Source organism: Nocardioides imazamoxiresistens, assembly GCF_032378595.1.
In the GTDB taxonomy this organism is placed as follows: domain Bacteria; phylum Actinomycetota; class Actinomycetes; order Propionibacteriales; family Nocardioidaceae; genus Nocardioides; species Nocardioides imazamoxiresistens.
Window position 1 is genome coordinate 377,070 of sequence record NZ_JAVYII010000002.1, and the last position, 26,557, is coordinate 403,626.

Genomic DNA, 26,557 nt, shown 5'->3' on the forward strand with positions numbered 1-26,557 from the left:
ACGGGCCAGGCGGCGGGACGGGTCAGGCGGCGGGACGGGTCAGGCGGCGGGACGGGTCAGGCGGCGCTGGCGACGACGTCGCCGGTTGTCCCGGTCGAGGCGCTCGGCGCGACCAGCGGCCGACGCACCAGGATCGGGGTCGCCCCGGCGAGCTCCGCCTCCTCGCGCGCGACCGCCGTGCTGACCTCGGCCAGCACGGACGACAGCGGGAGCTCGAGGGCGGCGCACAGCGAGGCGAGCAGCTCGGAGGAGGCCTCCTTCTGACCGCGCTCGATCTCGGAGATGTAGCCCAGGCTGACCCGGGCACCGGCGGACACCTCGCGCAGCGTCAGACCGCGATCGATCCGCTCACGGCGGAGCACGTCGCCCAGCGAGCGTCGGAAGAGCACCATGCGCGTCCCTCTCTGGTCCGGTCCGGATGACCCCGGGTGCTGTGCAACGCTACCCGATGCCTCCGACATTCCGCGCGGGTCGTCGCGAACGACGACGCCCCCGGCCTCGAGCTCACTCGAGGGCCGGGGGCGCCGCACACGTCGTGCGACCGGGTGGGTCAGCGGGCGGAGACCCAGATCCAGTACGAGTGCGAGACCGACTTGTACGCCGGGTCGCTGGGCACGAACGAGACCGTCACCTGGTGCGAGCCGCGCTGGCTGAACAGCGGGGTCCAGACGTTGCGGCCGTAGCGGTCGTACCAGTACGACGCCGTCGTGGTGGACGACGAGCCGAGCTGACGGGTGGTCACGTAGACGCGACCGGTGATCCGCTCTCCGTCGCGACCGCCGTACCAGACGGCGAGGCGCTTGGGCTTGCCCACGCCGCCGTAGCGGTACGGGTAGGCGGCCTGCACGTTCTGGTAGGTGCCGATCGAGCCCGGGGCCGGCGGCTCGGGCGTGTCGTCGCCCGTCGAGATGCCGACGACGTGCGGCTCGTGGTCCGAGGACCGGTACGGGTTCGGCGCGTGGAAGTCGGTCGCGTTGTAGTTGTAGCGGCTGTACTCGTAGGAGATCGGCTCGACGGCGTTGATCTCCCAGACGTCGGAGCCGGTGACGGTCGCGAGCGCGGCCTCGTTGGCGAAGACGTGGTCGAGCGACCCCGACATGGCCTGGAAGCTGTAGCTCCACTCGCCCTCGGAGACCAGGTTGGTGTAGCCGGCGTCTTCGAGGACCACGACCGGGTCCTCCTTCGAGTACGAGTTGAAGTCACCCGTGAGGAAGACGGCCTCGGTGCCTGCCTCCGTCGCGAACTCGTCGGCGAACGCGGACAGTGCGGTCGCCTGACGCACCCGGTCGCCGTTGAAGGCGCCGGTGATCGGGTTGTTCGCGTTGTCCCCGGTCGCCGCGTCCGAGTTGCTCTTGGACTTGAAGTGGTTGACGACCACCGTGAAGGGGTCGCCACCGTCGATCGGCTGGAAAGCCTGGGCCAGCGGCTCGCGGGCGTTGGAGAAGGCGGGGTCGCCCAGCAGGATGCTGGACTCGCCGACCGTCTCGACCACGTCGGGCTGGTAGATGAACGCCGTGCGGATGACGTCCTCGTTCGTCGGCACAGCGCTGGGCGAGGGGACGAAGGCCCACCGCTCCTCGCCCGCCGCCTCGTTGAGGGCGTCGACCAGCGTCGACAGCGCCTGGTCGCGGTCCTGGCCGAACGCAGCCGAGTTCTCGATCTCCTCCAGCGACACGACGCCGGCGTCGATCGCGTCGATCGCCGCGACGATCTTGGACTCCTGGCGCTCCAGGTTCACGTCGTTCGCCGCACCGCGCGGACCGTTGGGGTTGCAGCGGTTGGTCGTCACACGGTCACCGGCGCGGTCGGTGTAGTAGCTGCACTCGCGGCCCGTCCCGCCCGCGACCCAGTCCTCACCGGTGGTGGTGAAGTAGTTGAGGACGTTGAACGTCGCGATCGTCAGGTCGCCCCCGACGTCCTCGGGCGCGTCGGTGCGCGTGTCCTCGAACGTCGCCGGCCCCCCGTCGGCCGTGGTCTCGAGGCGCTCGGTCGGCTGGAACTTCCAGGCGTTGTTGCGCCAGTCGAAGATGACCGGCTCGGTGATCTGGACCGACGAGTTCACGCGCACGCTCTGCTCGACGTCGATCCACGGGAGCGGGATGTCCTTGTTCGACAGGAAGTCGATCGAGGCACCGTCGTCGAGGCGCACGTCGCGGGCGGCGTTCTGGGCCTGCGCCTGCGCGATCGCCTCGGTGTCGCCCGGGCGGGCGATCTCCGACGGGGTGATCAGCGGGGTGTCGCCGAGCGCGAGCCCGATCTCCGCGTACTGGTTCAGGCTGAAGTTGTTCGTGACCGTGTAGGTCTCGCTCGGCAGGACCAGCTCGCCCTCGTAGCGCTCGCGCTGCGCCTCCCGCTCGACGGCGTCGGTGGTCGCGGGCAGCGCGAAGTCCCGCGCCTTGACGGGAGCGACGACCTCGTCGACGACCGTGTACGAACCGTCGACGGCGTTGACCTGGGTCTGCCCGTTGTACTCGTCGGCCGTGCCGGTGACCTCGACGTACTCGCCGATGGCCGGGTACGCCTTGTCCCCGCCGCCCTGGAAGACGAACACGGCGTTCGAGCCCTGGTCCGGACCCTTCACCTCGTCGCCGGTGCCGGGCGTCTGGATGTAGAAGCCGTTGAAGCCGCCGGTCGGGTAGGTGGCGGTCACGAGGCCGCGGGTCACGACGGGCTGTCCCCGCAGCGGCGTGACGGCTGCGGTGCCCTGGATCTCGGCGATGGTGGCCTCGACCGGCTCGGCCGGCGGCTCGGGCTCGCTGCCGTCGTCGCCCGAGTTCTGCGGCGTCGGTGCACCGACCGCGAAGTCGGCGAGGTTGTTGTCCGAGTCGGTCGCCGCGACCTTGCGGGCCACGCTCGTGGCGTTCGCGGTGCCGGCGGCCGGCGCACCCTCGAAGGTCGTGGTGGCCGAACCCCAGCCGAGGGCGTCGACGAGGCCGGCGTTGCCGGCGACGTCACCGGAGCCGGTGAACGCGCTGGTGCCGTCGACCAGGAGGACCTGACCGGCGGAGCCACTCATCGAGAACGGGACGACCGCGTCCGGCGTGGGAAGGGGCGGCTGGTCCTTGTTGCTCCCCTCCGCCGCCTCGAGGAGGTAGTACCCGCCCGGGGCGACCGCGCCGCTGAGGGGCTCGAACCCGCCGCCACCGCCGGACGCGGAGCGGTACTGCAGCCCGAGGCCGTCGAGGCTGATCTCCTCGGTCGTCGGGTTGAACAGCTCGATGAAGTCGTTCTTGAACGCCCCACCGTTGTTGCCGCCACCGCCGTAGACCTCGGAGATGAGGAGACCGGTGCCCTGCGGGTTCGCGCTGGCGGGACTGGTCGGCACCGCGGCGAGCGCGGCCGCCGAGACGGCGACGGCGCCGACGGCCGCGGTGGCGCCGCGACCGCGGCGCCGGAGGGAGGAGAGGGGCCGGGAGTGATCGGCTGGGAATCGGGGCACGGACGGCCTTTCGGACATCGCCAGAGCAGCCCCGCGCAGGCTCGCGCGCGACTCGACCCGGACGAGACGGATGGACAGCCGGACCAGTCCACAACGAACTGGCCGCTCCGCGCAACGAAAAGCGGTGAACCTTCGGTGACGGTTCGATCGAGGAGGAGGTCGTCCGCGTGTGGTAGACCTCCGCCGGACGCGTCAGTCCGCGGCCGGGGTGCGGAAGGTGTGCCGCTGCTTCCACAGGTCGCGGTAGAACTCGTAGCCCGACCACAGGGTCATGGCCACGGCACCGGCGAGCAGGACCTGCGCGGCGTAGAAGACGACCTCGCCCGGCACGTCGAGCCAGCCGTCGACCTGGCGCAGCGGCAGCGTCAGGAGACCGAGCGCCAGCGCCTGCAGGGCGGTCTTGATCTTCCCGGACTGCGCGGCCGCGATCACGACGTGCTTCGCCACGGAGAGCCGCAGCAGGGTCACGCTCCACTCGCGCACGAGCACGAGGATCGCCACCCACCACCACACGTCGCCGACGATCGCGAGACCGATGAACGCCATCCCGGTGATGGCCTTGTCCGCGATCGGGTCCGCGATCTTGCCGAAGTCGGTCACGATGCCCCGCGCGCGGGCGATGTCGCCGTCGATCTTGTCGGTGACCATCGCGACGAAGAAGATCGCCCACGCGACCGTGCGCCACAGCACCGAGTCCCCGCCGTCGACCAGCAGCGCCCACGCGAAGAACGGCACCGCGACGATCCGCAGCGTCGTGAGCGCGTTGGGCAGGTTGAAGTTGCTGGGCTTGTCGGCCTGGCGGGGCTCGGTCATCGGCGCGTCTCCTCGGCGTCGGTGGGGCGGGCGACCAGGTCGGCACCCTCGCTCGCGACCACCACGGCGGCGACCAGGTCGCCGACCGCCGAGGCCGTCCACGGCGAGCCGTCCGCGGCGACGAGGCGCGTCGTACCGTCCACCTCGGGGCCCTGGTGGGCCGCGCGGCCCTCGGGACCGTCCTCGTCGACCCGCTCGACCAGCACGTCCACGCTCTCGCCGACGCGCTCCTCGGCGCGCTGCGACGTGAGCTCCTCGACGAGCGCGGTGACGTGGTCGACGCGGGCGCGGACCTCGTCGTCGCCGTGCTTGCCGTCGAGGCCGGCGGCCTCGGTGCCGTCCTCGTCGGAGTAGCCGAAGACACCGGTCACGTCGAGGCGTGCGGCCTCGAGGAAGTCGCAGAGGATCTCGAGGTCCTCCTCGGTCTCGCCCGGGAACCCGACGATGACGTTGGAGCGCACGCCGGCCGTCGGCGCGTGGTCGCGCACCCGCTGCAGCAGTGTCAGGAAGCTCTCCGGGTCGCCGAAGCGGCGCATCCGGCGGAGCACGGCGTTGGAGGCGTGCTGGAAGGACAGGTCGAAGTACGGCGTCACGCCCGGCGTCGCCGCGATCGCACGGATCAGGCCGGGCCGGGTCTCGGCCGGCTGCAGGTAGGACACCCGCACCCGCTCGACGCCGTCGACCGCGACGAGCTCCGGCAGGAGGGTCTCGAGCAGCTTCACGTCACCCAGGTCCTTGCCGTAGGACGTCGAGTTCTCGCTGACCAGGAACAGCTCCTTGACGCCCTGCTCCCCCAGCCACCGCGCCTCGGCGAGCACGTCGGCGGGGCGGCGGCTCACGAAGGACCCGCGGAAGCTCGGGATGGCGCAGAAGGTGCAGCGGCGGTCGCACCCGCTGGCGAGCTTGAGCGGCGCGGTCGGACCGCCGTCGAGCCGGCGACGCACGGCGCGGGGCCCGCTGGCGGGGGCCAGGTCGAGCGGCAGGTCGGGGGCGTGGCCGGGCACGCTGAGCCCGGATGCGGCGACGGCGGCGCCGCGCTCGACCGGGCTGATCGGCAGGAGCTTGCGGCGGTCCGCCGGGGTGTGGGGGTGGTGGGCCTCGCCCGCCACGATCGCCTGCAGGCGGGCGGCGATGTCGGGGTAGTCGTCGAAGCCGAGCACCGCGTCGGCCTCGGGCAGCGACTCGGCGAGGTCCGCGCCGTAGCGCTCGGCGAGGCAGCCGACGGCGACGACCGCCTGCGGGCGCCCGCCGTCCTTGAGGTCGGCGGCCGCGAGCAGCGTGTCGACCGAGTCCTTCTTCGCCGACTCCACGAACCCGCAGGTGTTGACCACCACGGTGTCCGCCTGGTCGGGGTCCTCCACGAGGACGAAGCCGCCGGCCTCGAGGCGACCCGCGAGCTCCTCGGAGTCGACCTCGTTGCGGGCGCACCCGAGGGTCACCATCGCGACCGAGAGCGGCTGGGCTGCGCCGGGCGCGTCGTCGGGGGCGGCGGTGCGGTCGGGGGTGGTGGTGGAGGAGGTCATGACCGGCCCGAGTATGCCCCTCGGGCGCCGCACCCGTCGAAACGAGGCGCGGCGCCCGAGCGGGGTCCGTGCGGGACGCGTGGGGTCACGGCGACAGGCTGCGCTGCACCGCGCTGCCGGCCTGGCCGAGCTCGCTGGCCGCTCCCCCGTCGACCGCTGCCGTCACGGCACCGTCGGAGGACGAGACCCGCACCGGCGGGACGGCGTCGACGCTCTGCGACTGCCCCGCGGCCAGCTCGCCCTGCCACACGACCTCGCCCTCGCCGTCGCGCACGGTCAGCGCGACCGCCGCGTCGGGAGCGGTCAGCACGACGCCCACCGGCTCGACGGAGGTCGTCGAGGACGACAGACCGGCGGCGCCGCCGGCGGCCGTCTCCTCATCGGAGCCGGAGAACAGCATCTGCGCGGCCGACCACAGCAGGATCAGCGACATCACCGCGGCCACCAGGACGGACCAGTTCGGACCGCCCCGGGTCGCCCGCATGGAGCCGCCGGGCACGGTCGCCAGCTCCGCCTCGAAGACCCGGCGCGCGTCGATCGGCGCGTCGGCGTACTCCGCGTCGAAGCGCGCGACCGCCTCCGCGCCGTCGACGCCCAGGATGCGCGCCAGGGTGCGCAGGTGGCCGCGGGCGTAGAAGTCGCCGCCGCACGGGCCGAAGTCGTCGACCTCGATCGCCTCGATGACGTGGGGCCGGATCCGGGTGCGCTCGGCGAGCTGGTCGACGCTGAGGCCCAGCCGGCGCCGCGCCGCGGTGAACACGGGTCCCACGACGGGCTCGCGCACGGGCTCCGGGTCGGACTCCACCATCGGGACGACGTCGACGACGGGCTCGTCGCGCTCGTACGCGGCCAGCCCCGGGTCGGTCGGACGCTGCAGCGCGGCCGCCTCCGGCAGCGGTGCCGCCGGAGCGGCAGGCAGCACCGGGGCGGACGGCTCGTCGCGCACGACCTCGGCCCGCACGGCGCGCCGGGTCTCGCGCAACGGGGAGACGGGACTCGCCACCGGAGCTGCCGGTCCGACCGGGGTGGCAGGCGCGGCGTCGTCCGTCGCGCGCGCCTCCACGCCGGCGTCGTCGGTCCCGGCCACGACGGGCTCGTCCTGCTCGTCCTGCTCGTCCTGCTCGCGCTCCGCGCGACGCTCGCCGACCCGGGCCAGCAGGCCGGCGGCCCAGGGGCCGACGCGGCGCGCACGGTCGCCGACCCGCTCGGCGGCCGCGGAGAGGGCGGCCGCCCGCGTGGGCGCCTCCTCGCCCTTGGGCTCGGTCGGGTCCGCGGTCCGGTCCTCGGACGCCGGCTCGGTCGGAACCTCGGCCGAGGCCTCGGTCTCCGGCTCCGTCTCGGTCCGGACCTCGTCCTGGGCCTGGGTCTCCGGCTCGACGGGCGGCAGCACGGTCACCACGTCGACGGCCGGGTCCACGACACGCTCGAGGGTCGCGCCGAGGTCGTCCGCGCCGACGACGCGCGTGGAGACGCCGAGCGGCAGGGCGAACGCGCCGCCGTACCACCGTCGCGCCCACCAGGCGTGCCACCGGGCGCCGCGGTCGAGCGCGGCGACGACCTCGTCGGACTCGAACGGCTCCACCAGCAGCCGCCCGTCGCGCCAGCGGCTCGTGCGCGGCGCGTGGGTGACGTGGTCGACGCTCTCCCACGGCAGGCCCTGCCAGGTGCGGCCGAGCCGCATGCGTACGCCCTGGGCGTCCAGCACCGCGACCGGCACCCGGGCGTCGACGAACGCCGTGAGGTGCGCGAGGGCCACGATCGCGAGCAGTCCGGTGACGCTCCAGCTCAGCACCCCGCCGTCGCCGAGCGCGCGTCCGAGCCAGGCCAGGCCGAGACCGGCGGCGGCGACGCCGACGAGACCGGTGACGAGCCCGCTGCGGCGGACCTCCACGACGTCGTCGGGCCGCGGCGCGGAGGCCGGGTCGTCGACGAGGGTGAGCACGCCGAAGCTCTCCCAGTCGGGGCGCCGGGGCAGTCCGAGACCGAAGGGGTCGCGGCGGGCGGCCGAGTCGGGGCGGTCGGGCAGGACGGCCGGGTCGCGTCCGTCGTGGCCGTGGAACGGGTTCGGGCTGGTGCTCACTGCTCCCCCTGCAACGTGACGATGACGCCGTCGACCTCGTCGGGCTTGACCAGCACGTCGCGCGCCTTGGACCCCTCGCTGGGCCCGACGACGCCGCGGCTCTCGAGGATGTCCATGAGCCGGCCGGCCTTGGCGAAGCCGACCCGCAGCTTGCGCTGCAGCATCGACGTCGATCCGAACTGCGTGGAGACGACGAGCTCGACCGCCTGGATCACCAGGTCGAGGTCGTCGCCGATGTCGTCGTCGAGCTCGCGCTTGCTCTGCTGCGGCGCCGTGACGTCGTCGCGGTAGGTGGGCTGCAGCTGCTCGCGGCAGTGCTTGACCACCTGCGCGATCTCGCCCTCGCCGACCCAGGAGCCCTGCACGCGGATCGCCTTCGACGACCCCATCGGCAGGAACAGGCCGTCACCCTGGCCGACCAGCTTCTCCGCCCCCGGCTGGTCGAGGATGACGCGGCTGTCGGCCAGCGACGAGGTCGCGAACGCGAGCCGCGACGGCACGTTGGCCTTGATCAGACCGGTGACGACGTCGACCGACGGTCGCTGCGTCGCCAGCACCAGGTGGATGCCGGCGGCACGGGCGAGCTGGGTGATCCGCACGACCGCGTCCTCGACGTCGCGCGGCGCGACCATCATCAGGTCCGCGAGCTCGTCGACGATGACCAGCAGGTACGGGTACGGCGACAGCACGCGCTCGCTGCCCGGCGGCACCTCGACCTTGCCGGCGCGCACCGCCTTGTTGAAGTCGTCGACGTGTCGGAAGCCGAAGTTCGCCAGGTCGTCGTAGCGCATGTCCATCTCGCGCACGACCCACGCGAGGGCCTCGGCGGCCTTCTTCGGGTTCGTGATGATCGGCGTGATCAGGTGCGGCACGCCCTCGTACGCGTTCAGCTCGACCCGCTTCGGGTCGACCATGATCATCCGCACCTCGTCGGGCGTGGAGCGCATGAGGATCGAGGTGATCATCGAGTTGATGAAGCTCGACTTTCCGGAGCCGGTGGCACCGGCGACCAGGAGGTGCGGCATCTTCGCCAGGTTGGCGACGACGAACTCGCCCTCGACGTCCTTGCCGAGGCCCGCGACCATCGGGTGCGGCTCCGAGCGCGCCTTCGTCGAGCGCAGCACGTCGCCCAGCGACACGATCTCCTTGTCGAGGTTCGGGATCTCGACGCCGACCGCGGACTTGCCGGGGATCGGGCTGAGGATGCGGACGTCGGCCGAGGCGACGGCGTACGCGATGTTGCGCTGGATGTTGGTGATCTTCTCGACCTTGACGCCGGGGCCGAGCTCGACCTCGTAGCGCGTGACCGTCGGGCCGCGGGTGTAGCCCGTGACCTGCGCGTCGATGTTGAACTCCCCCAGCACCTGGGTGAGCCGCTCGACGATGCCGTCGGAGGCCTTCGAGCGCGCCTTGTGCGGCGAGCCGGCCTTGAGCACCTCGCTGCCGGGCAGCGAGTACGCGATGTCGCCCGAGAGCGACAGCTGCTCCACGCGGGGCGGCAGCTGCGCGTGCGGCGGCGCCTCGAGGTCGCCGTTGTCGTCGCGGGGGGTGCGCCGGGCCGCGGCCGCCGCGGCGGCGCCCGCGGCAGCACCGGCCGCACCGACGGCGGCCGTGCTGGTGCGGTGCTCGTCGTCCGCGGCGGGGTCGGTGTCGGCGGAGCCGGGGGTGGTGTCCCCGGTGTCGTCGCTGCCGACCGACGTGTCCGGCGTCCGGTCGTAGGACTGAGCGAGGTCGAGGGCGTCGGCCTCCCGCTCGCCGTCGGCCTCCTTCTCCGCCTTGCGACGCGCCCGACGCTCCTTGCGGCTCTCGTGCTCGCCGACGAGCGGCGTGTCGTAGGCGGGGTCGCCGGCCTCGGGGTCGAGCTCGTCCGTGGCCTCGCCGGGGCCGCCGTCGGCCGCGCGGCTCGACGTCGCGCCGAGGAGGCGGTCGCGGGCCTCGCGCAGCCGGGCGGGGATCTGGTACACGGGCGTCGCCGTGATGACGAGGACGCCGAAGAAGCCGACCAGCACCAGCAGCGGCACGACCACCCAGGGCGTGCGCAGCAGGTCGAGCAGCAGGCTGGAGACGACGAACCCGATGGCGCCCCCCGCCTCCTCGAGGTCGGTGGTGTCGCCCAGCGCGGGCTCGGGGGTGCCGTTGGCGATGTGCACGATGCCGAGCAGGCCGAACGTCAGCGCGGTCCAGCCGATGACCTGACGCCCGACCGGGCCGTTGCGCTCCGGGTCGCGCATGTAGCGCCAGCCGATGTAGACGAGGGCCAGCGGCACGAAGCCCGCGAGCTTGCCGACCGAGCCGGCGACGACCGTGCGGACCGTGTCGAGCGCGGCGCCGTCGAAGCGCCACCACACGGCACCGGCGACCACGACCGCGAGGCCCATGAAGGTCAGCCCGACGCCGTCACGGCGGTGCTCGGGCTCGACCTCGCCGGCCGCGTTGCCGATGCTGCGGGCCAGGCCGCCGATCGCGTGCGCGATCCCCAGCCACGTCGCCACGATGCCGCGGCCGATCATGCCGAAGAAGCGCAGGACCGGTCCGGGCCCGGTGCGCACGGCGCGCGGGGCGGGGCGCGCCGGGGCGCGACGGGGTGCGGTCTTGCCGGACTTGCCGGTACTCCGGGGACGCGAGGCCGAGCCTCCACGGGTCCCTCCACCTCGGGAGGAACCGTTGCGGGACGTGCTCGAGCTGCGCGACCCCGGCGGGGAAGACGTACGGGTCGCCATGGTCCGAGACCCTAGGTGATCGGCGCGTCCGCACCCGGGTGCTGAGGAGCGTGTCGCGGCACGGGTTACCAGAGGCCTCCGACACAGCCGTCACCGGCCCCGACGCACGGGCTCACCCGGCGGCTCACCAGACGAGGCCGGCGACCGCCTCGAGCCAGGGCGCGACGATGAGCCACGTGGGCAGGACGAGGACGGCCACGGCGACCGCGACCACCGCCGGCCCCTGGCCCCGCGGGACGGACGGCTCGGCGAGCCTCTCCATCCGGGCGAGCAGGTCGGAGCGCGACCCGGTGCCGGCGCCGAGCGCCGCGGCGGGCGTACGCGCCTCCGCGAGCTGCACGAGCGCCTGCGCCAGCGGTCGCCGGCCGGCCGCGCGCACCGCCGTGGCGTCGGCGCACATCTCCACCAGCAGCCGGACCTCCGCCAGCGCCCGGGCGCTGGAGACCCAGCGCGGGAACGCCCGGTGCAGCACGTCGAAGAACTCGACGACGAGGTCGTGGCGGAAGCGCAGGTGCGCCCACTCGTGGGCCAGGACCGCGTCCACCTCGGTCTCGGCGAGGCGCTCGATGACGCCGGCGGAGACCACCACGCGGCCGCGGTGCAGGCCGGGCAGGCAGTACGCGACGGGCGTGTCGCCCTCGAGCACCCGCACCCCGCCCTCACGGGCGCGCCCGAGGAGGTCGACCTGGTCGGCGTGGCGACGTCGGATCCGGCGCAGGTCGGCGCCGACCCGGTGCCCGGAGAGCAGGAGCCGGCCGGCGACCAGTCCCGTGATCGTGAGCGCGACCGCGGCCACGGCGTACTCCATCAGGTGCGGGACGCGCTCGTCGGCCGGCAGGAGGTGGATGGTGACGAGGGCGAGGGTCGCCCCGAGGGCCGCGAGCACCGCGGCGAGCGCGACGGCCTGCCACAGCACGAGCGCGGCGTACGGCGTCCGGCGCAGCCGGTGGGCGCGCGCCAGCAGCGCCGGCACGGGGCCGGCGAGCGCGACGGCGAGGGCGCCGAGCACGAGGGGGGTCATGGGGTCCTCACCCGACCATGGTCGCGCGGACCCGGTCAGGCACCCGGGGACGCGGGGTCGGGGTCGTCGTTGATGCGGGCCAGCGCCTCCCGCAGCGCACGGACCTCGTCCGCGCTCGCCTCCCCCACGAACGCGACCAGCGCACCGGCGCGGTCCTCATGGCCGATGTCCTCGAGCGCTCCGCGCATGAGGTCGGCGGTCATCTGTCCGCGGGACGCGGTGGCGCGGTAGCGGTACGCCCGTCCCTCGCGCTCCTGCACCACGTGGCCCTTGCGGGCCAGGCGGTCCATGACGGTCATCACGGTGGTGTAGGCGACGTCGCGCTGCTCGGCGACCTGGGCGTGCACGTCGCGCACGGTGAGGGTCGCGGAGGTCGGCTGGGACCAGAGGACGTCCATCACGGCACGCTCCAGGTCGCCCAGCGCGGAACGTGACGAAGTCTTGCGGATCGGGGACACGGGAGGAGTGTACCTACGAGCAGACGTCGTACTACAGTGAGTCGTACTTACTACACGGCGTCGTAGATAGCCGGGTGGTGAGCGTGCGGCCGGGGAGAGGCCCCCGACCCGTCCTCTGACTGGAGGTCCGAGCAATGGAGCTCGTCGACATCGCCCGGTGGCAGTTCGGCATCACGACCGTCTACCACTTCCTCTTCGTGCCGCTCACGATCGGCCTCACGCTGATCGTGGCGATCTTCGAGACCTTCTGGCTGCGCACGAAGAACCCCGACTACCTGCGCCTGACGAAGTTCTTCGGGAAGCTCTTCCTCATCAACTTCGCCCTCGGCCTGGTGACCGGGATCGTGCAGGAGTTCCAGTTCGGGATGAACTGGTCCGACTACTCGCGCTTCGTCGGCGACGTCTTCGGCGCCCCGCTGGCCATCGAGGGCCTGCTGGCGTTCTTCCTCGAGTCGACCTTCCTCGGCCTGTGGATCTTCGGCTGGGACAAGCTCCCCCGCCTGGTCCACGCCGCCTGCATGTGGATCGTGCACCTCGGCGTGCTGGCCTCCTCCTGGTTCATCCTCGCGGCGAACTCGTGGATGCAGCACCCGGTCGGCTACGAGTACAACCCCGAGACCGGCCGCGCCGAGCTGACCGACTTCGCCGCGGTCATGTTCAACAAGGTCCAGCTGGTCACCTTCCCCCACGTCGTGCTCGCCGCCTACATGAGCGCCGCGGCGTTCGTCATCGGCATCAGCGCCTGGCTCTACGTCTCCAAGCGGCACGGCGGCCGCGTCGCGACCGAGGAGGAGGTGGCCGCGGGCGAGGCCGAGGCCATCGCCACGACCGCCCGCGGCGAGCGCACGATGTACCGCCGCGGCATCCGGATCTCCGCGGTCATCATGTTCGTCTCCGCGATCGGCGTGATCATCTCCGGGGACGTCCAGGGCAAGGTGATGACCGAGGTCCAGCCCATGAAGATGGCGGCGGCCGAGGCGCTCTACGAGACCGAGCAGAGCTGCGCCCCCTTCTCCGTCTTCACGATCGGGACCCCGGACGGGCAGGAGGAGAAGTTCGCCCTCACCGTGCCCTGCCTCCTCTCGTTCCTCGGCACCGGCAGCTTCGACGGCGAGGTCAAGGGCATCAACGAGCTGCGCGAGACGTACGCCGAGACCTACGGCAGCGACGTCGGCGCGACCTACTACACCCCCGACGACTACGTGCCCAACATCCCCGTCACCTACTGGACCTTCCGCTGGATGATGGGCTTCGGCGCCCTCGGCACCGCCGGCTCCGCGCTGGTGCTGTGGCTGACCCGCCGTCGCCGCGACGAGGTCGTGAACGCGGCCTGGCTGGGCCGCGTCGGCATCGCCCTGCCCGTCGTCACCGTGCTGGCCAGCTCGATGGGCTGGATCTTCACCGAGATGGGCCGCCAGCCCTGGGTCGTGTTCGGCCTGATGACCACCGAGCGCGGCGTGTCCCCCGGCGTCAGCATCCCGGAGGCCTGGATCTCGGTGATCACGCTGACCACGCTCTACGGCGTCCTGGCCGTGATCGAGGTCAAGCTCCTGGCCAAGACCGTCCGCAAGGGACCGGAGGAGTTCGTCGAGCCGCCCGACCCGGGCCGGGCCGACCACGACGACGACGCCCAGCTCACGTTCGCGTACTGAGGAGACAGACCCATGTTCGGACTCGAGCTCACCACCATCTGGTTCGTGCTCATCGCCGTCCTCTGGATCGGCTACTTCGCCCTCGAGGGCTTCGACTTCGGTGTCGGCATGCTCGTGCCGGTGCTGGCCCGCGACGAGACCGAGCGGCGCGTCATGATCAACACGATCGGACCGGTCTGGGACGGCAACGAGGTGTGGCTGCTCGTCGCCGGCGGCGCGACCTTCGCGGCCTTCCCGGAGTGGTACGCCACGCTGTTCAGCGGCTTCTACCTCCCGCTGCTGATCATCCTGGTCGCGCTGATCCTGCGGAACCTCTCGTTCGAGTACCGCCACAAGGGCGACACCGCGTCGTGGCGGGCGCGCTGGGACGTCGCGATGATCGGCGGCTCCTACGTGCCGGCCGTCCTGTGGGGCGTCGCCTTCGCCAACATCACCGCCGGCGTGCCGATCGACGCCGACAAGGAGTTCACCGGCACCCTGTTCACCCTGCTCAACCCCTACGCCCTCCTGGGCGGCGCGGTGACCGCGCTCCTGTTCGCCACCCACGGCGCGATGTTCGTGGCGCTGAAGACCGACGGCGAGATCCGCCACCGCGCCCGTGCCCTGGCGGTACGCCTCGGCGCGGCCGCCGCGGTCGTCGCCGTGGTGTTCCTGACCTGGACGCAGGTGCGCACCGGCGACCTCTCGTCCGCGGTCGCCTTCGTGCTCGCCGCGCTGTGCCTGCTGGCCGGGGTCGCGGCCGCGGCCGCCGGTCGCGAGGGCTGGGCGTTCCTCGGCACGTTCCTCACGATCGTGCTCGCGGTGGCCGGCCTGTTCCTGGCCCTGTTCCCCGACGTGATGCCGTCCTCGACGAGCGCCGCGTACTCCCTGACGACGACCAACGCGGCGGCGACGCCCTACACGCTGCAGATCATGACCTGGGTCGCCCTGGTCTTCACGCCGATCGTGATCGGCTACCAGACCTGGACCTACTGGGTGTTCCGCAAGCGCATCTCCACGCGGCACATCCCCACCGCCCAGCTCACCGCCGCCCGCGACTGACCCGGACGGAGCAGCTGCGATGAAGCCGGTCGACCCACGGGTCCTCCCCCACCTCGACCCCGCACGCGGGTCGCTGGCGGTCGTCGTCGGCGGCAGCGTCCTCGGCGCCGCCCTGCTGGTCGGGCAGGCGCTGGCGCTGGCCGCGCTCGTCGCGCGGCTGGTCGGCGACCCGACCGGCAGCGGCTGGCACCTGCCGGCGGCGCTGTTCGCCGGCGCGCTGGTCGCCCGCGCCGCCGTGACGTACGTCGTCGACGTGGCCGCCGCCCGCGCGGCCACGACGGTCGGCGAGCGGCTGCGCGACCTCGTGCTGGCCGCGGCCCTGCGGCCGGGACCGGTCGACGCCGCGGGCGGGGGGTCGCTCGGGGCGCACGGGGTGCTGGCGACCCGCGGGGTCGCCGCCACCGAGCCGTACCTGACCCGCTACCTCCCGGCGCTGGTGCTGGCCGCGGTCCTCCCCGTGATCACCGTGGTCGCGATCGCGGCGCTCGACTGGGCCAGCGCGCTCGTCGTCGTCCTGACCCTGCCGCTGCTGCCCGTCTTCGCCGTGCTGATCGGGTTGTCGACGCGCGAGCGCGCCGACCGCCAGTGGCGGCTGCTGAGCCAGCTGGCCGGCCACTTCGTCGACGTGGTGCGCGGCCTGCCGACGCTGGTCGCCCACCGGCGCGCCCGCGCGCAGGCGCCCCGGATCCGACAGGTCACCGACCGCTACCGGCGCGCGAACACCGACGTCCTGCGGCTCGCGTTCGCCTCCTCGGCCGCGCTCGAGCTGATCGCGACCATCTCGGTGGCGCTGGTCGCCGTCCTCGTCGGGCTGCGGCTCGCGGGCGGGGGCCTGGGCCTCGAGACCGCGCTGGCGGTCCTGCTGCTCGCGCCCGAGGCGTACTGGCCCGTGCGTCGCGTCGGCGCCGAGTTCCACGCGGCGGCCGAGGGCACCGCGACGTTCGAGCAGATCCACGCGCTGCTGGAGCGCACGGCCGGTTCCGCTTCCTCCCCTGCGCCCACCGAGCAGCCGACCGGGCGCCTGCGGGGCGACCTGCGCCTCGACGGCGTCACCGTCACCTGGCCCGGGCGGACGCGACCGGCCTTCGAGCCGCTCTCCGCGCACCTCCCGGAGCGCGGCCTCACCGTCATCACCGGCGCGTCCGGCGCCGGCAAGTCGACACTGCTGGCGGCGCTGCGGGGTGAGGTGGCGTACGCGGGCTCCCTGCGCGTCGGCGGCACGGAGATCGCCGGCGTGGACCCGGTGCGCTGGTCGCGCGAGGTCGCGGTGCTCGGGCAGCGGCCCTGGCTGCAGGACGCCACGATCGCCGCCAATGTCCGCACCGGGCGGCCCGACGCCACCGACGCCGAGGTGCGCGCGGCGCTCGCGGCAGTGCGCCTCGACGCGGTCGTCGACGCGCTGCCGCTGGACATCGAGACGCCGCTCGGCGAGGACGGCGACGCTCTCTCCGCCGGGCAGCGGGCCCGCCTGGCCCTGGCCCGCGTGGTCGTGAGCGACCGGGCGTACGTCCTGCTCGACGAGCCCACCGCCCACCTCGACGCGGCCACCGAGGCGGTGCTGGTGGACGTCGTGCGCGACCTGGCGGCCGAGCGCTGCGTGATCGCCGTCGCCCACCGCCCCGCCCTCGTCGCCGCCGCGGACCGGCGGATCGAGCTGGTGCGGGCCGGCGTGGAGTACCCGGTTCACCGGGGAACGCTCGACTCAGACCCCGTTCGAACGGGGTCCAGGTCGAGCGATACCCGGTCAACCGGGTACTCGTGGGACGGGAGTGACCCGAGCGACCCGAGCGACCCGGGCACCGACGCCCGCCGGGTCCGGCGCCGGTGGGCGCTCGCGGTGCTGCTCGGCACGGCGTCCTCGGCGTTCGGGGTCGCGCTCACCGCGACCGCGGGATGGCTCATCGTGCGGGCCTCCGAGCAGCCCCCCGTGCTGATGCTGATGGTGGCGATCGTCGGCGTGCGGACCTTCGGCCTGGGCCGCCCGGCCGCCCGCTACGCCGAGCGGCTCGTCTCGCACGACGTCGGTCTGCGCGAGCTGGCCGAGCAACGGGCGCGGGTCTACGACGTGCTGGTGCCGCTGGTGCCGAGCCGCCTCGGTGGACGGCGTCGGGGCGACCTGCTCACCACGGTGGTCGACGACGTCGACAGCCTCCTCGACGACCGCCTGCGGGTGCGGATGCCCGTTGCGACGGCGCTGGGCGTCCTCGGCCTCGCCGCCGTCGTGACCGTGCCGATGCTGCCCGCCGCCGGGCTCGTCGCCGTGGGGCTGGCCGCGCTCGCCGCCGCAGCGACCTGGTCGACCAGCCGCCGGGGCGTGGGTGCGCTGGCCCCCCGCACGGTCGCGGCGCGGGCCGAGCTGTCGGCCCGCACCCTCGGGGTGCTCGACGACGCCCGCGAGCTGCTGGCCTGGCAGCGGGACACGGCCGCCCGCGAGGAGGTACGCGCGGCGGGTCACCGCCTCGGCACCGCGACGGTCGCCGGCGCCGCCCGGGTCGCGCTGGCCCGGTCGTGGGCGAGCATCGCCGCCGCGGCCGCGGTGGTGCTGGTCGCCATCCTCGGTGCGGACGCGCTGGCCGCCGGCGGCGTCGGCGCCCCCGTGCTGGCGCTGCTGCTGCTCCTGCCGCTCGCGCTGGTCGACGTCGTCGTCCCGCTCGCCGACGCCGGGTCGCTGCAGGTCGCCACCGCCGCGGCACGCGCCCGCGTCGACGGTCTCGCCGACCTGGAGCCGGCCGTCGCGACGCCGGCCTCGCCGGCCTCGCTCGCCGACGGCCCGGAGAGCGCGGCGGTGCGGCTGCACCGCGTGGCGGCGGAGTGGGACGCCGGGCGCCCGGCGCTCGCGGCCACCGACCTGGACCTGCGCCCCGGCCGTCGGATCGGGGTCGTGGGCCCCTCGGGGTGCGGCAAGTCGACGCTCGCCGCGGTCCTCGTGCGGTTCCTGGCCCCGACGGCCGGTCGTCACGAGGTCGCCGGGACCGACGTGGCGCTCCTGGACCCGGACGACGTGCGCGCCCGCGTCGGGCTCGTCGACGACGACCCATACCTGTTCGCCTCGACGGTCGCCGAGAACGTGCGGCTGGCCCGCCCCGGCGCGGACGACGCGGCGGTCGACGCGGCCCTGCGGGCCGCCCGGCTCGACCTGTGGCTCGCCGACCTCCCCGCCGGGACGGCGACCCGGATCGGTGACGGGGGCCTCGCGGTCTCCGGCGGCGAGCGGGCGCGGATCGCGCTGGCCCGCGCGCTGCTGGCCGACGCGCCCGTCCTGGTGCTCGACGAGCCGACGGCGCACCTCGACGCCGACACCGCGCGCGAGGTCACCGCCGACCTGCTGGCCGCCGGCGCGGGCCGGTCGCTGGTCTGGATCACCCACGACGGTGTCGGGCTGGAGCAGATGGACGAGGTGCTGCACCTCGAACCGGCCCCGACCGCGTCCGCAGGTGCGATGCTGCCCGGGTGCTCCCCGTCGTCGTCTGGTGCCTCTTCGCGCTGATCGCGCTCGCGAACTGGGCGGCCGTCGTCCGCGGCGACCGCCGCACCGAGGCGGTCGTGAAGCCCGCGGCGCTGCTGGCGCTCACCACCGCCGCGCTGGCGGGCGGCGCCGCCGACGCGCACGCGGGCTGGTGGCTCGTCGTCGCCCTGCTGCTCGGCACGCTCGGGGACGCCCTGCTCCTGGGCGACTCCGACGAGCGGTTCCTCGCGGGGCTCGCGGCGTTCCTGGTCGGTCACGCCGCCTACCTCGTGTGCTTCGCGATGCTGGGCCTGCACGCGTCGGGCTGGCTGGGCGCGGGGGTGCTGGCCGCCGCGGCGGCACTCGTCGCCTCCCGCACGGTGCTCCCGCGCGTGCTGCGCGAGCAGGGGGCCGTCGTGGCGCTGCCGGTCGCCGCGTACAGCCTCGTCATCTGCGCCATGCTCGTGGCCGCGTGGTCGACCGAGCACCTGCTGGTGGGCCTCGGCGCGGCCGTGTTCGTCGCCAGCGACACGGTCCTCGCGCTCGACCGCTTCGACCGGCCGGCCCGCTGGGTGGCGCCGTACCCCCACCTGGTCGTCATGGTGACCTACCACCTCGGTCAGGCGCTGGTGGTGCTCGGCGTGCTGCACGCCCTCGGCTGAGGCGCTAGCGTCACCGGGGTGAGCATCCCGGTGGACCTCGACGACCTGGCGGCCACGCTGGCGGGCTTCGGCACGGCGTACCTGCTGACCTCCCGCGACGGCCGGGTCAAGGCGGTGCACGCGGTGGTCGAGGTCGCCGGCGACGAGCTGCTGGTACGCCGTCCGGGCGGCGGCTCGCTGCGCAACGTGGGGACCGTCCCCGCGACCACCCTCGTCTGGCCGCCCCGCGCCGACCCCGGTTTCTCGCTCATCGTGGACGGCACGGGCGCGGCCGACGGGGACGACGTGCGGGTCAGCCCGACCGGCGCCGTGCTGCACCGGCCCGTCGCGGAGGACGACGAGCGGGCCGCACGGCCGTTCTGGGTGACCGCGTTCGTGGACGTGGCCGAGGAGCACTGGGACCGTGTGCCCGCCTTCTGGGCCGCCGTGGCGGGTCAGCGCCTGGGTCCGTCGCGCGGGGAGGCCGGCGAGTTCGCCTCGCTGGAGCCGCTGCGCGGGCATCCCCACCTGAAGGTGCAACGGGTTCCGTCGACGTCACGGGTGCACCTCGACCTGCACGTACCGGACCCGCACCGCGCCGCGGCACGGGCGGAGCAGCTCGGGGCGCGGGTCGAGCACCGCAGCGAGCACGGCTTCGTGGTGATGCGCTCGCCCGGTGGTCTCACCTTCTGCTTCGTCGCCCACCCCGCCTGCCTGCGCGCGCCGGCCGCGACCTGGCCGGACGGGTCCGTCTCCGCCGTCGACCAGGTGTGCATCGACGCGCCCGCGCGGTTGCACGCCGCGGAGGCCGGGTTCTGGGCCGCGCTCACCGGCTGGGCGCCGCAGGCCTCGAGCGTCGGCTCCGCGTTCTCCTCGCTGCGCCGACCCGAGGGGCAGGCGGTGCGATTGCTCCTGCAGCAGGTCGAGGACGACCGGTCCGAGGTGAGCGCGCACCTCGACGTCGCGTGCAGCGACCGTCGCGCCGAGGCGGCCCGGCACGAGGCCCTGGGGGCCGTCCTCGTCGCCGAGCACGACCGGTGGACCGTGCTGCGGGCGCCGGACGGCGCGGCCTACTGCCTGACCGACCGCGATCCCGTCAGCGGCGTCCTCTGACCGGCCTCCCGCCGACGTCCCCGATGCACGTCCACCGCCTGGGCGTCGCCCCGCTCAAGGGAGCGAGCCACCCCGCGCTGGCGTCGCTGCGCCTCGACGCCGACGGGCCGGTGGGCGACCGTGTGCTCTGCGCGCTCGACGTCGAGCGGCGCACCGTGCTCCGCACGGTGGCCCACCCGCTGCTCCTCGCCGTCGAGGCGCGGCTGCTCGACGCGGACCGCGGGGTCCCGGGCGGGTGGGTGCTACGGACTCCCGGCGGCGAGGCGACGGGTGCGGTCGAGCTCGCCGACCCGGTGGACGTCGACTACTGGGGGCGGCGCGTGGTCGTGCGAACGCTGCGCCCGTCGCCGCACGCCGGGCTGCTCGCGGAGCACCTGGGCCGGGACCTGCGGCTCGCGACACCGCCGCGCGGCGGTGTCGTGTACGGCGGGCCGGTCAGCGTCGTCACCCGGGCGACGGTCCGCGCCCTGGCGGACGCCGCCGGGCTGGCCGAGGCCGAGGAGACGACAGCCGCGCGCCTGCGGGCGACCGTCGTGCTCGCGACCGACGGCGACGAGCCCTTCACCGAGGAGTCGTGGGGCGGTCGCGAGCTCGTCCTCGGTGCGGCGAGGATCCGGGTCCGCTCCCCGATCATCCGGTGCCGTGTGCTCGACCGGCACCCCCGCACCGGCGCGGACCTGCCGCGCGACCGGGGTGTGCTGCGGGCGCTGGGTGCCCTGCGCGAGCGACCCGTCGCCGGCGTGGACGCGGTCGTGACGCAGCCGGGCGCCGTCGCGGTCGGCGACGACGCCCGGCTGGTGTGAGCGGGTGGGGCGGCGCAGCAGCCGGCCCCGGGGCCTCAGGCCTGGATGACGACCGGGACGATCATCGGGCGGCGCCGCAGCGAGTTGCCGACCCAGCGACCGATGACGCGGCGCATCACCTGCTGCAGCTGGTAGGTGTCCGTCGTGCCGTCGGCGATCGCCTGCTCCAGCGCGGTGAGGATCGGCTGGCGCACCTTGTCGAAGGCGGTGGCCTCCTCGGCGAAGCCGCGGGCCGTGATCTCCGGTCCCGTGACGACCTTGCCGGTGACCGAGTCGACGACCACGATGACGGAGATGAAGCCCTCCTCGCCGAGGATGCGGCGGTCCTTGAGGGCCGGCTCGGAGAGACCGCCGACGGTGGAGCCGTCGACGAAGACGTAGCCGCACTCGACCTTGCCGGCGATCCGGGCGACACCGTCGACGAGGTCGACCACCACGCCGTCCTCGGCGAGCAGCACCCGGTCGGCCGGTACGCCGGTCGCCCTCGCCAGGTCGCCGTTCGCCTGCATGTGCCGGATCTCGCCGTGCACCGGCAGGACGTTGCGCGGCTTGACGATGTTGTAGCAGTACAGGAGCTCGCCGGCGCTCGCGTGCCCGGAAACGTGCACAAGCGCGTTGCCCTTGTGCACGACCTTCGCGCCGAGACGCGAGAGGCCGTTGATGACGCGGTAGACCGCGTTCTCGTTGCCGGGGATCAGCGAGCTGGCGAGCACGACGGTGTCGTTCTCCTCCAGGTGCACGAAGCTGTGCGTGCGCTGCGCGATGCGGCTCAGCGCGGAGAGCGGCTCGCCCTGCGACCCGGTCGAGATGAGGACCTGCTGGTGGGCGGGGAGCTTGTTGAGCTCCTTGGCGTCCACGATGAGGCCGGGCGGCACGGTGAGGTAGCCGAGCTCGCGGGCGATGCCCATGTTGCGCACCATCGAGCGGCCGACCCAGGCGACCTTGCGACCGTGCTTGACCGCGCTGTCGAGGACCTGCTGCACGCGGTGCACGTGGGAGGCGAAGCAGGCCACGATGATGCGCTGGTCGCTGTTGTGGAAGACCCGGTCGAGGACGGGCGTGATGTCCTTCTCGTGGGTCGTGAAGCCCGGGACCTCGGCGTTCGTCGAGTCGGTCAGGAAGAGGTCGACCCCCTCCTCGCCGAGACGCGCGAACGCGTTGAGGTCGGTGATCCGGCCGTCGAGCGGCAGCTGGTCCATCTTGAAGTCACCGGTGTGCAGCACGAGGCCGGCGCTGGTGCGGATCGCCACGGCGAGCGCGTCCGGGATGGAGTGGTTGACCGCCACGAACTCGAGCTCGTAGGGCCCGAACGTGATTGTCTCCCCCGCCGCGACGACGTGCTGGACCGTGTTCTTCAGCCGGTGCTCGCGGAACTTGCTCTCGAGCAGCGCCAGCGTGAGCTTCGAGCCGACGAGCGGGATGTCGCCCCGCTCGCGCAGCAGGTACGGCACGGCGCCGATGTGGTCCTCGTGGCCGTGCGTCAGCACGACCGCCTCGATCGCGTCGAGCCGGTCCCGGATCGCGGAGAAGTCCGGGAGGATCAGGTCGACGCCGGGGTGGTGGTCCTCGGGGAACAGGACGCCGCAGTCGACGACGAGGAGGCGGTCCTCGTGCTCGAAGACCGTCATGTTGCGGCCGACCTCGCCGAGGCCGCCCAGCGGGATGACGCGCAGGCCTCCCTTCGGCAGCGGTGCCGGGGCGGACAGCTCGGGGTGCGGGTGGGACAAGCGGACTCCTAGGGGATGAGCCCCGACTCCTCGAGGCCGGCGCGCAAGGCGGCGACCTCCTCGTCGTCGAGGGGAACGAGCGGGCTGCGCACGTTCCGGTTGTCGAGAACGCCGAGCAGCTCGAGTGCTGCCTTGGCGGTGGTCGCTCCGTAGTTCGCGACGCCCATGACGGCGTCGATCGCGGGGAGCATCCGCGTGAAGATCGTGAGGGCGCCCGCGGTGTCGCCGGCGTCGTGGGCGTCGACGAGGGCGCGCAGCTCGTTGCCGGCGGCGTGGCCGACGACGGAGACGAAGCCGACGGCGCCGTGGGCGAGCCAGCCCAGGTTGAGCTCGTCGTCGCCCGAGTAGACGGCGAGGCCGAGGTCGCGGATGCGTACGCCGCGGGCGAGGTCGCCGACCGCGTCCTTGACCGCGACCACCGGCTCCCAGGAGGCCACCTCGGCGTAGGTCTCGAGGGCGATCTGCGAGCCAGTGCGACCGGGGACGTCATAGAGCATGACGGGCAGGCCGGCGGCGTCCACGACGGTGCGGAAGTGCTGCGTGATCCCGCGCTGGCCGGGCTTGCTGTAGTACGGCGTCACCAGCAGGACGCCGTCGGCCCCCTGCTTGGCCGCCTGCTCCGCGAGGGTGACCGAGGTGCGGGTGTCGTTGGTGCCCACACCCGCGACGAGCGCCACGTCCGGGCCGACCGCGTCGCGGACCGCGGCGAGGATCTCGCCGTCCTCGGCGGGCGTGGTGGTCGGCGACTCGCCGGTGGTGCCGGAGACCACGAGGCCGTCGTTGCCGTTCGCCACCAGGTGGCGCGCGATCGCCTGGGTGCCCTCGAGGTCGAGCGCGCCGTCCGCGTGGAAGGCGGTGGCCATGGCGGTGAGGACGCGGCCGAACGGTGCGGCGGGAACAGCGGAGGTCACGGAGGACAGGCTAGCGCTGCCCCGCCCCGATCCCTGCACCCGCCGCGCCCGCGGCTCACACGTGGGGCAGCACCTCGGCCGCGACGAGGCGCAGGTGGTCGAGGTCCGCGAGGTCCAGCACCTGCAGGTAGACGCGCTGGGCGCCCGCCTCCGCGTACCGGCCGATCTTGTCGACCACCTCGTCCGGCGTGCCGGCGAGGCCGTTGGCGCGCAGGTCGGCGACGTCGCGCCCGATGGCGGCGGCGCGGCGCCCCACCTCGGCCTCGTCGGCGCCCACGCAGACGACCAGCGCGTTGGACCACGTCAGGTCGGTCGGGTCGCGGTCGATCGCCTCGCAGGCGCGGGCGACCCGGGCGAACTGGTCGCGGGTGGTGTCGAGGTCGACGAACGGGAGGTTGAACTCGTCGGCGTGGCGGGCGGCCAGCGCCGGCGTGCGCTTCTTGCCCAGGCCGCCGACGAGGATCGGCGGCTTCGCCTGCGCGGGCTTGGGCAGCGCGGGCGAGTCGGTGAGCTGGTAGTGCTCGCCCTGGAAGTCGTACGTCTCCCCCGTCGGCGTCGCCCACAGGCCCGTGACGATCTCGAGCTGCTCGGCGTACCGGTCGAAGCGCTCGCGCGTGGACGGGAACGGGATGCCGTACGCGCTGTGCTCGGCCTCGAACCAGCCCGCGCCGATGCCCAGCTCGACGCGGCCCCGCGACATCTGGTCCACCTGGGCGACCTGGACGGCGAGCACGCCGGGGTGGCGGAACGTCGCCGAGGTCATCAGGGTGCCGAGGCGGATGGTGCTCGTCTCGCGGGCGATGCCGGCCAGGCTGGTCCAGGCGTCGGTGGGACCGGGCAGGCCGGTGCCGCCCATCGAGAGGTAGTGGTCGGAGCGGAAGAACGCGTCGAAGCCGAGGCGCTCGCTCTCCTGCGCGACGGCGAGGAGGTCGTCGTAGGTGGCGCCCTGCTGCGGCTCGGTGAAGATGCGGAGGTCCATGGCGCACAGCCTGACAGGCCGGCCCGCGGCTCCGGGTCCTCCCTCAGCCCAGGGTGGCGGCGAACGCGGCGAGCCGCCTGCGCAGGGTCGGGCCGTCGAGCTCGGGCCGACCGATGCCGGCGTAGTTCGGCGCCCAGCCGGCGACGTGCGGCTCGGCGTAGGTCGCCGCGCGCCGGTCCCACCCGCGCACGTCGGGCACGCGCGCCCCGCGGGCCTGCTCGTACGCCTCCAGCATCAGGTCCGCGGCCGCGACCGACCCGAGCAGCACCAGGTCCTGGCGCGCCCACGCGACGTCGAGCTCGCCGGGGCCGTGGCGTGCCCCGGTCCAGTCGACGATCCCGCTGACCTCGGGTCCGCTCCAGAGCAGGTTGCCGCTCCAGAAGTCGCCGTGCACGAGCACGTCGCCGAGCGAGGCGGGCGCCGCCTCGAGGTCGTCGACCCTCCGCAGGCCGGCGCCGTCCAGCGCGTGCACCGCGGCGAGCGCGCGGCCCATCGCGGGGGCGAGCTGCTCCGGCTCGGCCTCGACCGGCGGCGGGCCTCCGGGCACCCGGGTGGTGACGACCAGCGGACCCCACGGCGTGGTCGTGTCGGCGACGTACGCCGGCACCAGCGCACCGAGGGGTGCCAGCCGCTCCAGCACCGGACGCTCGCGCCCGACGCTCGGGTCGCCCACGGGGAACCAGCGGGCCACGAGGTCACGGCCACCGGAACGCAGGGCGAGGGTCCGCGCGTGGGTGCCGCCGCGCAGGAGCGCGGGCCCCTTCACCGTCGCGTCGCCCGCGCCGCCCCCCGCTCCGAGCAGCTCGGCGAGACCGTCGAGGCGGTCACGGCGCCAGTGCGTGCGCACCGTGAAGCCCGGGTGCGGGGACGTCTCGACCACGGGCCATGCCTCGTCGTCGAGGTCCGGGTAGCGCACGTCGCCCGGCACCTCGAGCGGGATCCGGGTCAGGACCTGGGCGTCGACGAGGCCCGGGGCGGCGAGCGCGGCGGCGTACACCTGCGCCCCGCCCGCGACCGAGACCGGCCGGCCGATCCCGTCGGCGAGCGCGACGGCGGCGTCGAGGTCGGCGGCGACCTGCACGCCCTCGGCCGACCAGCCGGCGTCCCGGGTGAGCACGATCGTGGTGCGCCCCGGCAGCGGTCGGCCGATCGACTCGAAGGTCGTGCGGCCCATGAGCAGCGTCGTGCCGATGGTGCGGCGCTTGAACTCGGCCTGCTCGCCGGGCACGCGCCACGGGATGTCCGGGCCGTCGCCGATCACGCCGCCCGCGGCGACGGCGGCCACGCACGTCACCTCCAGGCCCGCCGGGGTCATGCGGGCCTCATCCGGCGCTCATACGGCGATCGGCGCCTTGATCCCGGGGTGGGGGTCGTAGCCCCTCACCTCCACGTGCTCGAGGTCGAAGGCGTCGATCTCGCGCACCGCGGGGTCCAGCCACAGGGTCGGCAGGGGTCGCGGCTCGCGGGTCAGCTGCAGGCGCGCCTGGTCGAGGTGGTTGAGGTAGAGGTGCGCGTCGCCCAGCGTGTGCACGAAGTCGCCGGGCTCGAGGTCGAGGACCTGCGCGACCATGTGCGTCAGCAGCGCGTACGAGGCGATGTTGAACGGCACGCCGAGGAACACGTCGCCCGAGCGCTGGTAGAGCTGGCACGAGAGCCGGCAGCGGCCGCCGTCCACGCCGGGCGCGACGTAGAACTGGAACAGCGTGTGGCACGGCATCAGCGCCATCCGGTCGATCTCGGCGACGTTCCAGGCGCTGACGACGTGGCGCCGCGAGTCGGGGTCGCGCCGCACCTGGTCGATGATCTGGCGGATCTGGTCGACGGAGCCGCCGTCCGGCGTCGGCCACGAGCGCCACTGCGCGCCGTAGACGGGACCGAGGTCGCCGTTCTCGTCGGCCCACTCGTCCCAGATGCTGACGCCGCGCTCCTGCAGCCAGCGCACGTTGGTGTCGCCGCGCAGGAACCACAGCAGCTCGGCGAAGACGGAGCGGGTGTGCACCTTCTTGGTCGTCACGAGGGGAAAGCCCTCGGAGAGGTCGAAGCGCATCTGGTGGCCGAAGACGCTGAGGGTGCCGGTGCCGGTGCGGTCCGACTTCTCGACGCCCTCGTCGAGCACCCGGCGGACGAGGTCGAGGTAGGCCTGCACGGGCGTGAGACTACCCCCGTCCGGGCCGGCGCCGCGGCTACGCTC

The 26,557-nt window shown here is 74.0% G+C and carries 19 protein-coding genes; 6 read left to right on the top strand and 13 right to left on the bottom strand.

The window, feature by feature from the left end; translation table 11 throughout:
* Positions 1–56: 56 nt before the first annotated feature.
* The 8 genes from RDV89_RS05875 to RDV89_RS05910 form a co-directional block, all read right to left on the bottom strand.
* Positions 57–392 (bottom strand): helix-turn-helix domain-containing protein, encoded by a 336-nt coding sequence (locus RDV89_RS05875; RefSeq protein WP_315732007.1) that lies wholly within the window; start codon positions 390–392, stop codon positions 57–59.
* A gap of 158 nt (positions 393–550) precedes the next feature.
* Positions 551–3,439 carry an ExeM/NucH family extracellular endonuclease gene (locus RDV89_RS05880; protein ID WP_315732008.1) on the bottom strand — a complete coding sequence of 963 codons (2,889 nt, stop codon included), beginning with the start codon at positions 3,437–3,439 and terminating at the stop codon, positions 551–553.
* A 192-nt stretch (positions 3,440–3,631) separates the two neighbouring features.
* Entirely contained in the window at positions 3,632–4,252 is a 621-nt protein-coding gene (pgsA, locus tag RDV89_RS05885; RefSeq protein WP_315732009.1) for a CDP-diacylglycerol--glycerol-3-phosphate 3-phosphatidyltransferase, read from the bottom strand.
* Entirely contained in the window at positions 4,249–5,694 is a 1,446-nt protein-coding gene (rimO, locus tag RDV89_RS05890; RefSeq protein ID WP_315732226.1) for a 30S ribosomal protein S12 methylthiotransferase RimO, read from the bottom strand. Before rimO ends, pgsA begins: the two co-directional genes overlap by 4 nt.
* Positions 5,695–5,860: 166 nt before the next feature.
* The gene (locus tag RDV89_RS05895; protein ID WP_315732010.1) at positions 5,861–7,855 is read right to left on the bottom strand and encodes a RodZ domain-containing protein; all 1,995 of its coding nucleotides are present in this window, start codon (positions 7,853–7,855) and stop codon (positions 5,861–5,863) included.
* A complete protein-coding gene (locus RDV89_RS05900) occupies positions 7,852–10,575 on the bottom strand; it encodes a DNA translocase FtsK (protein ID WP_315732011.1) in 2,724 nt (907 codons plus the stop codon). Before RDV89_RS05900 ends, RDV89_RS05895 begins: the two co-directional genes overlap by 4 nt.
* A gap of 124 nt (positions 10,576–10,699) precedes the next feature.
* Positions 10,700–11,596 carry a M56 family metallopeptidase gene (locus RDV89_RS05905; protein WP_315732012.1) on the bottom strand — a complete coding sequence of 299 codons (897 nt, stop codon included), beginning with the start codon at positions 11,594–11,596 and terminating at the stop codon, positions 10,700–10,702.
* Between the two features lie 35 nt (positions 11,597–11,631).
* Positions 11,632–12,054 carry a BlaI/MecI/CopY family transcriptional regulator gene (locus tag RDV89_RS05910; RefSeq protein WP_315732013.1) on the bottom strand — a complete coding sequence of 141 codons (423 nt, stop codon included), beginning with the start codon at positions 12,052–12,054 and terminating at the stop codon, positions 11,632–11,634.
* A 134-nt stretch (positions 12,055–12,188) separates the two neighbouring features.
* On the opposite strand from RDV89_RS05910, the gene RDV89_RS05915 reads away from it, so the two are divergent.
* From RDV89_RS05915 to RDV89_RS05940, 6 genes are read left to right on the top strand one after another with little or no spacing between them, the layout of a single operon-like run.
* On the top strand, positions 12,189–13,706 hold the full coding sequence (locus RDV89_RS05915; RefSeq protein ID WP_315732014.1) for a cytochrome ubiquinol oxidase subunit I: 1,518 nt from the start codon (positions 12,189–12,191) through the stop codon (positions 13,704–13,706).
* Between the two features lie 12 nt (positions 13,707–13,718).
* Entirely contained in the window at positions 13,719–14,747 is a 1,029-nt protein-coding gene (gene cydB / locus RDV89_RS05920) for a cytochrome d ubiquinol oxidase subunit II (protein ID WP_315732015.1), read from the top strand.
* 19 nt (positions 14,748–14,766) lie between these two features.
* Positions 14,767–18,234 carry a thiol reductant ABC exporter subunit CydD gene (cydD, locus tag RDV89_RS05925; protein ID WP_315732016.1) on the top strand — a complete coding sequence of 1,156 codons (3,468 nt, stop codon included), beginning with the start codon at positions 14,767–14,769 and terminating at the stop codon, positions 18,232–18,234.
* Entirely contained in the window at positions 18,198–18,854 is a 657-nt protein-coding gene (locus tag RDV89_RS05930; RefSeq protein WP_315732017.1) for a lysoplasmalogenase, read from the top strand. The genes cydD and RDV89_RS05930 overlap by 37 nt, the downstream gene beginning before the upstream one ends.
* Before the next feature lie 18 nt (positions 18,855–18,872).
* Positions 18,873–19,946, top strand: coding sequence for a VOC family protein (locus RDV89_RS05935; protein WP_315732018.1), 1,074 nt, complete (start codon positions 18,873–18,875; stop codon positions 19,944–19,946).
* Positions 19,947–19,969: 23 nt separating this feature from the next.
* Entirely contained in the window at positions 19,970–20,749 is a 780-nt protein-coding gene (locus RDV89_RS05940) for an MOSC domain-containing protein (RefSeq protein WP_315732019.1), read from the top strand.
* 35 nt (positions 20,750–20,784) lie between these two features.
* On the opposite strand, the gene RDV89_RS05945 is transcribed toward RDV89_RS05940, so the two are convergent.
* From RDV89_RS05945 to RDV89_RS05965, 5 genes are read right to left on the bottom strand one after another with little or no spacing between them, the layout of a single operon-like run.
* Positions 20,785–22,476: a ribonuclease J gene (locus tag RDV89_RS05945; protein ID WP_315732020.1), complete on the bottom strand. Its 1,692-nt coding sequence runs from the start codon at positions 22,474–22,476 to the stop codon at positions 20,785–20,787.
* An 8-nt stretch (positions 22,477–22,484) separates the two neighbouring features.
* Entirely contained in the window at positions 22,485–23,387 is a 903-nt protein-coding gene (gene dapA, locus RDV89_RS05950; protein WP_315732021.1) for a 4-hydroxy-tetrahydrodipicolinate synthase, read from the bottom strand.
* 55 nt (positions 23,388–23,442) lie between these two features.
* Positions 23,443–24,366, bottom strand: a complete 924-nt coding sequence (locus RDV89_RS05955) for an LLM class F420-dependent oxidoreductase (RefSeq protein ID WP_315732022.1) — start codon at positions 24,364–24,366, stop codon at positions 23,443–23,445.
* A gap of 43 nt (positions 24,367–24,409) precedes the next feature.
* A complete protein-coding gene (locus RDV89_RS05960) occupies positions 24,410–25,681 on the bottom strand; it encodes a dihydrofolate reductase (RefSeq protein WP_315732023.1) in 1,272 nt (423 codons plus the stop codon).
* Positions 25,682–25,699: 18 nt separating this feature from the next.
* Complete coding sequence (locus RDV89_RS05965; protein ID WP_315732024.1) at positions 25,700–26,512, bottom strand: thymidylate synthase; 813 nt, start codon at positions 26,510–26,512, stop codon at positions 25,700–25,702.
* Positions 26,513–26,557 lie beyond the last annotated feature (45 nt).

Excerpts from the sequence above, each read along its gene's own strand:
- RDV89_RS05875 (WP_315732007.1), bottom strand. The coding sequence starts at position 392 with ATGGTGCTCTTCCGACGCTCGCTGGGCGACGTGCTCCGCCGTGAGCGG.
- pgsA (WP_315732009.1), bottom strand. The coding sequence starts at position 4,252 with ATGACCGAGCCCCGCCAGGCCGACAAGCCCAGCAACTTCAACCTGCCC.
- rimO (WP_315732226.1), bottom strand. The coding sequence starts at position 5,694 with ATGGTGACCCTCGGGTGCGCCCGCAACGAGGTCGACTCCGAGGAGCTC.
- RDV89_RS05900 (WP_315732011.1), bottom strand. The coding sequence starts at position 10,575 with ATGGCGACCCGTACGTCTTCCCCGCCGGGGTCGCGCAGCTCGAGCACG.
- RDV89_RS05905 (WP_315732012.1), bottom strand. The coding sequence starts at position 11,596 with ATGACCCCCCTCGTGCTCGGCGCCCTCGCCGTCGCGCTCGCCGGCCCC.
- RDV89_RS05915 (WP_315732014.1), top strand. The coding sequence starts at position 12,189 with ATGGAGCTCGTCGACATCGCCCGGTGGCAGTTCGGCATCACGACCGTC.
- cydB (WP_315732015.1), top strand. The coding sequence starts at position 13,719 with ATGTTCGGACTCGAGCTCACCACCATCTGGTTCGTGCTCATCGCCGTC.
- cydD (WP_315732016.1), top strand. The coding sequence starts at position 14,767 with ATGAAGCCGGTCGACCCACGGGTCCTCCCCCACCTCGACCCCGCACGC.
- RDV89_RS05940 (WP_315732019.1), top strand. The coding sequence starts at position 19,970 with ATGCACGTCCACCGCCTGGGCGTCGCCCCGCTCAAGGGAGCGAGCCAC.
- RDV89_RS05955 (WP_315732022.1), bottom strand. The coding sequence starts at position 24,366 with ATGGACCTCCGCATCTTCACCGAGCCGCAGCAGGGCGCCACCTACGAC.
- RDV89_RS05960 (WP_315732023.1), bottom strand. The coding sequence starts at position 25,681 with ATGACCCCGGCGGGCCTGGAGGTGACGTGCGTGGCCGCCGTCGCCGCG.